Origin of the sequence: Virgibacillus salinus (assembly GCF_900102415.1) — a bacterium.
Lineage (GTDB): Bacteria > Bacillota > Bacilli > Bacillales > Amphibacillaceae > Lentibacillus > Lentibacillus subterraneus.
The window spans coordinates 1-1302 of record NZ_FNKD01000008.1 but is presented as its reverse complement, the minus strand read 5'-3'; the positions used below and the strand labels follow the sequence as shown (position 1 = coordinate 1302).

The 1302-nt window shown below is 55.1% G+C and carries 1 rRNA gene; it reads right to left on the bottom strand.

Annotated features, from left to right (window positions below):
• A 23S ribosomal RNA gene (locus BLS02_RS18670) occupies nt 1–1302 on the bottom strand; the annotation flags it as partial.

The following is a 1302-nucleotide window of genomic DNA, read 5'->3' as shown; positions in this document are numbered from 1 at the left end:
CACGTGTCACCACGCTTCCACCTCGGACCTATCAACCTCATCGTCTCTGAGGGATCTTACTCACTCGAAGTGATGGGAAGTCTCATCTTGAGGGGGGCTTCATGCTTAGATGCTTTCAGCACTTATCCTTGCCACACGTAGCTACCCAGCTATGCTCCTGGCGGAACAACTGGTACACCAGCGGTGTGTCCATCCCGGTCCTCTCGTACTAAGGACAGCTCCTCTCAAACTTCCAGCGCCCACGACGGATAGGGACCGAACTGTCTCACGACGTTCTGAACCCAGCTCGCGTACCGCTTTAATGGGCGAACAGCCCAACCCTTGGGACCGACTACAGCCCCAGGATGCGATGAGCCGACATCGAGGTGCCAAACCTCCCCGTCGATGTGAACTCTTGGGGGAGATAAGCCTGTTATCCCCGGGGTAGCTTTTATCCGTTGAGCGATGGCCCTTCCATGCGGAACCACCGGATCACTAAGCCCGACTTTCGTCCCTGCTCGACTTGTAGGTCTCGCAGTCAAGCTCCCTTCTGCCTTTACACTCTGCGAATGATTTCCAACCATTCTGAGGGAACCTTTGGGCGCCTCCGTTACTCTTTGGGAGGCGACCGCCCCAGTCAAACTGCCCGCCTGACACTGTCTCCGAACCGGATTACGGTCCTGGGTTAGAATGTCCGTACAGCCAGGGTGGTATCCCACGGATGCCTCCTCCGAAGCTAGCGCTCCGGTATCGACGGCTCCCACCTATCCTGTACAAGCTGTACCAACATTCAATATCAGGCTACAGTAAAGCTCCACGGGGTCTTTCCGTCCTGTCGCGGGTAATGTGCATCTTCACACATAGTATAATTTCACCGGGTCTCTCGTTGAGACAGTGCCCAAGTCGTTGCACCTTTCGTGCGGGTCGGAACTTACCCGACAAGGAATTTCGCTACCTTAGGACCGTTATAGTTACGGCCGCCGTTTACTGGGGCTTCGGTTCTACGCTTCGCACCAAAGTGCTAACGCTTCCCCTTAACCTTCCAGCACCGGGCAGGTGTCAGCCCCTATACTTCGCCTTTCGGCTTCGCAGAGACCTGTGTTTTTGCTAAACAGTCGCTTGGGCCTATTCACTGCGGCTCCTCCTTAAAGGAGCACCCCTTCTCCCGAAGTTACGGGGTCATTTTGCCGAGTTCCTTAACGAGAGTTCTCCCGCTCACCTTAGGATTCTCTCCTCGCCTACCTGTGTCGGTTTGCGGTACGGGCACCTATGAACTCACTAGAGGATTTTCTTGGCAGTGTGGAATCAGGAACTTCGGTACTC